Genomic DNA, 5,732 nt, shown 5'->3' on the forward strand with positions numbered 1-5,732 from the left:
CCCGGATCAATTGCTTAACGTCTTCACCTCATCAGGCTCATAACCCCAAGGTCAGAGGTTCAAATCCTCTCCCCGCAACCAATATCACAAAAAAAACATCCGATCCTCAAACAGGCCACCGATCCGTTCGATAAACGATCATAGGTGCGCAGCGTATTGGCCGGCGTGCCACGCACATAGAGATCGGTCAGCGCCACCTGGTCTTCAGCGGAAAGGGCAGGGGACAGGAGGTTTCATGAGCATTATTTTGCGCCGAAGTATCGGAGAAATCAATCAAACCTGATAAGCGATACTTATCGGATTTTATAAAACAATATGCAACCTGCGACACTGAGGCGTAAAACAGGCGAGTTTTACGCATAATCGAAAGAATGCGTTGGCAGCGCTTTCATACACGTGCCAATCCGCAACCCGTCCAAAACCACCCAGTGAAACCGCCCCGCAAATTTCATATTCACCTGTACTGATGGTACAATTTTCCAAGGCGCAGTATCGGGGATCCAGGACGTGGTGTTTCGCAGACCTTCCATATTCAACGAAGCGGACGGTCTGACGTTTCGGCAGACGCCAGTGACGGAATACCGTATTCCCTACATTTTCGTGGAAGCGTTGAACGAAGGGACGTTGTTCGAGCGCTCGTCCCGGATCTTCGAAGAGGCGGCCCGAAGCGGGCACCTCTACGATGTGGTTGTCGGTAAAGACAAACAGATTATCTGCACCGGAATGCTCCAGGACACGCTGACCGGTGCCGATGGTCAGCATCGTGAGGAGGAACTTTGCGGCCTCATGGTCCATCCTGCGGCGCGTGGGATTGGGGTCGTCGGCCTGATGATCAAGCTCATGCTTGTCCATTGCCATGCTATTCTGCGAGACAACAGCACCGTTGAGGATTACATCGCCCACGGTGTCGACGGCAACCGTGGACCGATCCATGCGTTGCTTGCCACCGGGATTGAGGACATGGGCGCAATGAAACTGCATCCCGGAGAATTCGACGGTCATATTGAGCATATGATGGCACCGGGAGAAGACTATGTTCCGATGCGCGCCTACCGGTTCGACCGTAACGCCCTCGACGGGCTTATCTGTGAACTCCGCGGCTTCTGGCACGGGTCCCGAGAACTCAGCCGGGTCGGATCGAACATGCGCCTGAAGGTAGATTTTTCGGATATGGTCGCTCCCGAGTTTCTGAACGAGGAATACGAACGCATCTCGTCCAAGTGGACTGGGAACCGGCGCAAGTTGGCCCCAATTGCGGACGTTGAGCGCGACCGACCATTTCCGGGTGCGATAAACCAGGAGTTTTGACGCCGCAGAGTTTTGAAAGCTATAACCTTCGACGGTAACGCCATGTGAGGACGGTCCCTGTTCAGCAAGAGTTTTTGACGCCGTGATCGTCGCGGGTTGCGGTCATGTGTCCGGCCTGTTCGTATGGCACCTATGGACGTCAGCCCTGATGAAGTCCGCGTGCCAGATCCCTATCAAGTTGCCAGGCTACTTGTACCCTGGCAATACCAAGGGGTGTTCTGGCGGCAGTTTGCTTTGATCATCATTACGTCTATCGCCCCTGCATCTCAGTGTTCTGCGTAAACAATGCACCCTCGTTTATTGTCCAACCTCAACAACCCCAAAGACGGCAAGAGCAATTCCACCAAGACTAAGGGCCAAACTACCTGGCTTCATCAAAAAATGGGTCGCGCTTGCTTTGGCGCAACAGCGAGGAATCAACGACAAATGATGCCGCAGCATCAGTCAGCCGACTGGTATCAGCATTCAGCGTGAATGTCAGAATAAGGCCGGCGGCGATCATGCTTCTCCCGCATCCAGTCGCGGCTGCCAACGTCACGCAATCCGGTGCTGTCCACAACCAGCGTGATCGGATCACCGACCGTGCGGATGTCAGGCACGATCAGAAGTGTTTGCGTAGGCCGGCAGAGCGTCGCGTAATCCGGCACGGGGAGATCCAGTTCCACGAGCTGCAACTGACTGCGCACAAAACCCTGAGTTAGCCGGAGCGGCAGGCCGAACACCCCGCGCAAGGTAAGACACATCCCGATCGCCAGATCGGAGTATCGCTGCTGACCGCCACGCTTGCTTGAGCGCTGGCGCACCATCCAGACACCGCGTCCTCGCCAAACCAGACTGTACCTTCACCACGCCGGCAGAGCGCCTCGTTGTATTAAGCCCAGTTCGTCACGCGGTACTTTGCCTTTGCAAACCTATCCCGCCGCGACGCATTGAAAATGAAAGGCATCCCAGCATCCCGCAGTCAATTCGGAGGGCCAGCTACGCATCGGAACCTGTCAATTGAACTCTCTCCTGTCACTTCTGCTGTTCTGTATCTGTCTCGCTGCGCCAGCAGATCAAAATGTAGCATGTCGCAGTGAAAGCGTTTGCGCAATATCCAAAAGATTTCTTTTACGTTTGGTGGAAGTGCGTAAAAAAACATATTTTTCTAGTATAAAGAAAACTCGCGCGTTGCAAACGTTTGCAATTTTAGTTGACTGGTGGGAGATTCGCCCCTACAAGCAAGCTGCAAGCCAATATAGGATGGTGTTGCAGCCTCGGATCAATCTGAGCCCGCGGCACGAGGATTTCACAATCAAGACGTCGATCCGTATCCCGGCGGCGCAACTGCAGGCCCATTAGCGCACGCATGCGCGGGGGCCCGCAAATCTGACCCCAAGGAGGACCTATGTATAAGATCACTGCATTCGCCGTAGGCATTTCTGCGCTGCTTGCCAGTTCGGCAATCGCCGACACCACAATCCGCATTGGCCACGCCACTCCGGAAAGCTCGCCGATCCACCAAGCGCTAACCTTTTTCGAGGAAGAACTGGAAAAGCGCTCGGAGGGCAGCATTGAGGTCGAAATCTTCCCGGGCGGCCAGATCGGCAGTGTCAAGGAAATGACTGACTTGGTGCAGTCGGGCAATATCACCATGACCACCGGTGCCTCGGTGCATCTGAGCGCCGCCGTCGACGAACTGGCCATTTTGGACCAATTCCTGCTTTTTGAAAACGAGGATGAAGCGCGCGCGCTTCTGGACGGAGAAGCCGGCCAGGCAATCTCGGCCGCCATGGAAGAGCGCGGTCTAAAAAATATGGGCTTCATGGAGTTGGGTTTCCGCAGCTTCACCAATTCGCGTGCACCGCTTGACAGCTACGAATCCTTTGCCGGGCTACGTATGCGCTCGGCCGACAACCCGATTGCGATCAAAGCATGGCGGGCGGTTGACGCGGTGCCAGTGCCTCTGGCTTGGGGCGAGATCTACTCTTCGCTGCAGCAGGGGCTAATCGACGGTCAGGAAAGTGCACTTTCCTCGATGATAATTGAACGCTTCTTCGAAGTGCAGAAATACGTCTCACTGACCGGGCATATCTACTGGCCGGAACTCTGGATGGCAGATCTGAACTGGTACGAAAGCCTGTCGGATGAAGACCGCGCGCTGATCGACGAAGTGGCCCGCGAAACCGTGCTGAAGCAACGAGAGCTGACCGCCGCGGCCAATGTGGCAACCCTGGCCGAACTTGAGGAAGCCGGGTTGATCATCAACGAATTGCCGGCCGAGGACAAGAAGCGCCTGGGTGAAGCCATGAACGGTGCGATCGAGGCCGATGTCCGGGCCAAGGTGGGTGACGAATTCTACGACACCTTCATGACCGCAGTGTCGAAATAAGCGGGTAACAGAAGGAGGAAGGCGAATGCGACATCTTGAGAAATGGCTCGAACCCACGGTCATCGTGATCATGCTCGGCGCCATCATCATCCTGGTCTTCGCCGATGTAATCGCGCGCTTCGCCTTCTCCACATCTATTGCAGTGGCGAACGAGCTCGCCCGATTCTGCTTTGTCTACATGATCTATTTCGGTGTCAGCTATGCAATCCGGGAGCGCCGTCACATGCGGGTCACGGTAATCCTCGACATGCTGCCCGACGGCCTGCGCCGCTGGGTCTTTGCCCTCGCTGAACTGGTCTTTCTTGTCTACTCGATCGTGGTTTGCTGGCTGGGGGTCGTGATCACTCAGCAGGCACTAGAGCGCGGCAAGATCCTCAGCTCGACCGAATGGCCGTTGAGCGTGCTTTATGCCGCCATCATCCTTTCAGGTGCGCTCAGTGTTCTCCGGCTGGGGCATTCGCTCTGGCGCGTAGTGGTTCACAACGACACCCGCCTCGGCCCACAAACGGATATCTGAGCCATGACAACAGCGATTCTCTTCGGCAGCTTCTTTCTGCTCTTAATCATCGGCGTCCCAATCGGCATCGCGCTCGGCTCTGCCAGTCTTCTGGCCATCGCCTACATCCCCTTTCTCAGTCCAGACATGTATGCTCTGGGGCTGGTATCAGGTATCGACAGTTTCACACTGATAGCAGTGGTCCTTTTTACGCTTGCGGGCTCGATGATGGCCCATGGTGGGATTTCGAAACGGCTGATCGCGGTGGCCGACCGCGCCTTTGGCGGTGCGCCGGGCGATCTCGGCACGGTGACGATCATGTCGTGCCTGTTCTTTGCAGCGATCTCGGGCACCGGCTCTGCTACAGTGGCGGCAATCGGCCTTGCCATGATACCGGCGCTGGTGCAACGGGGCTACGACAGGGCTTATGCGGCCGCCATGGTAGCCTCGGCCGGAGGCCTCGGCGTTATGATTCCGCCGTCGGTGGTAATGATTGTTTATGCGGTTGCTGGCGGCGTTTCGGTCACCGCGCTATTCATGGCTGGGATCGTGCCAGGCATGGTCATCGCGTTGACATTGATCGTCTACAACATCCTGCACCGCCGCCGCGATCCAGAACGGGGTGAGGCGCACGTCTACGAAGGCAGCGTCTGGACCGCGCTCAACGATGCGAAACTGGCGCTGGCCATGCCCTTGGTCGTGCTTGGTGGCATCTATTCCGGTGTCGTGACTCCAACCGAAAGCTCCGCCGTGGCGGTTGTCTATGCGCTGGTCGTCAGCTGCTTTGTTTATCGCGAGCTGCCGCTGCGCGACATTCCGAAGATGATGCTGGAATCCGCCATGTTGGTGGCCGCCGTGCTGGTGATCATCGGGGCATCTGTTTCGTTTGGGCGGATCATTGCACTCGAGAAAATCCCATCCGAACTCGCCGAATTCGTATTGTCGATGACCCAAAGCAAAGCCATCGTGCTGATTGCTGCCATTGCGCTGCTGCTAGTGGTGGGAACCTTCCTGGAAACGCTTGCAGCCATCGTGATCCTGACGCCGGTTCTGCTTCCAATCATGCTCCAGCTGGGCGTCGATCCGGTACATTTCGGTATCGTGATGATCGTGGCGCTGGCCATCGGGTTCGTTACGCCACCGTTGGGCGCCAACCTTTTCATGGCGGCGCAGGTAGGGCAGGTCAGCTTCGACAAAATCGCCCGCAAGATCTTTCCCTGGGTCATCGCCATGATCGTGGCGCTTCTGATCATCACGTTCGTACCCTGGCTGACGCTCGCTCTGCCGCGCGCCTTCCTGGACTACGGCCTGTAACAAATCACAGGTGCGCCAGCGCGTGCCTCCCCAGTTAAAACAAAGGACCAGATAATGACCGTCGAATACCTGAAACGCGGCAAACCCGAGGCCGACCGGGCCGAGGATGACGCCAGGACCCGCGCCGTGGTCGAGGCGACGCTGAAGGACATCGAAACCCGCGGAGATGCGGCAGTACGCGAACTGTCGGAGAAGTTCGACAATTACTCGCCGGAAAGCTTCCGCCTGAGCCAGGAACAGATT

The 5,732-nt window shown here is 56.6% G+C and carries 5 protein-coding genes and 1 pseudogene; 5 read left to right on the plus strand and 1 reads right to left on the minus strand.

Going from position 1 to position 5,732, the window contains the following annotated elements; genetic code table 11:
- The first annotated feature begins 570 nt into the window (after positions 1-570).
- Entirely contained in the window at positions 571-1,308 is a 738-nt protein-coding gene (locus ACOQFT_RS00145) for a hypothetical protein (RefSeq protein ID WP_421596049.1), read from the plus strand.
- Positions 1,309-1,766: 458 nt separating this feature from the next.
- Here the strand turns inward: ACOQFT_RS00145 and ACOQFT_RS00150 are convergent, their stop codons facing one another.
- On the minus strand, positions 1,767-2,114 hold the full coding sequence (locus ACOQFT_RS00150; RefSeq protein WP_421596050.1) for a transposase: 348 nt from the start codon (positions 2,112-2,114) through the stop codon (positions 1,767-1,769).
- Positions 2,115-2,695: 581 nt separating this feature from the next.
- Between ACOQFT_RS00150 and ACOQFT_RS00155 the strand changes: the two genes are divergently transcribed.
- The 4 genes and pseudogenes from ACOQFT_RS00155 to ACOQFT_RS00170 all read left to right on the plus strand — a co-directional run.
- Positions 2,696-3,679, plus strand: a complete 984-nt coding sequence (locus tag ACOQFT_RS00155) for a TRAP transporter substrate-binding protein (protein ID WP_421596051.1) — start codon at positions 2,696-2,698, stop codon at positions 3,677-3,679.
- A gap of 25 nt (positions 3,680-3,704) precedes the next feature.
- The gene (locus ACOQFT_RS00160) at positions 3,705-4,196 is read left to right on the plus strand and encodes a TRAP transporter small permease (protein ID WP_421596052.1); all 492 of its coding nucleotides are present in this window, start codon (positions 3,705-3,707) and stop codon (positions 4,194-4,196) included.
- Positions 4,197-4,199: 3 nt separating this feature from the next.
- Positions 4,200-5,489, plus strand: coding sequence for a TRAP transporter large permease (locus tag ACOQFT_RS00165; protein WP_421596053.1), 1,290 nt, complete (start codon positions 4,200-4,202; stop codon positions 5,487-5,489).
- Positions 5,490-5,543: 54 nt separating this feature from the next.
- A pseudogene (locus ACOQFT_RS00170) lies at positions 5,544-5,732 on the plus strand (histidinol dehydrogenase); the annotation flags it as partial.

The organism is Ruegeria sp. MALMAid1280, from assembly GCF_049195285.1.
Lineage (GTDB): Bacteria > Pseudomonadota > Alphaproteobacteria > Rhodobacterales > Rhodobacteraceae > Ruegeria.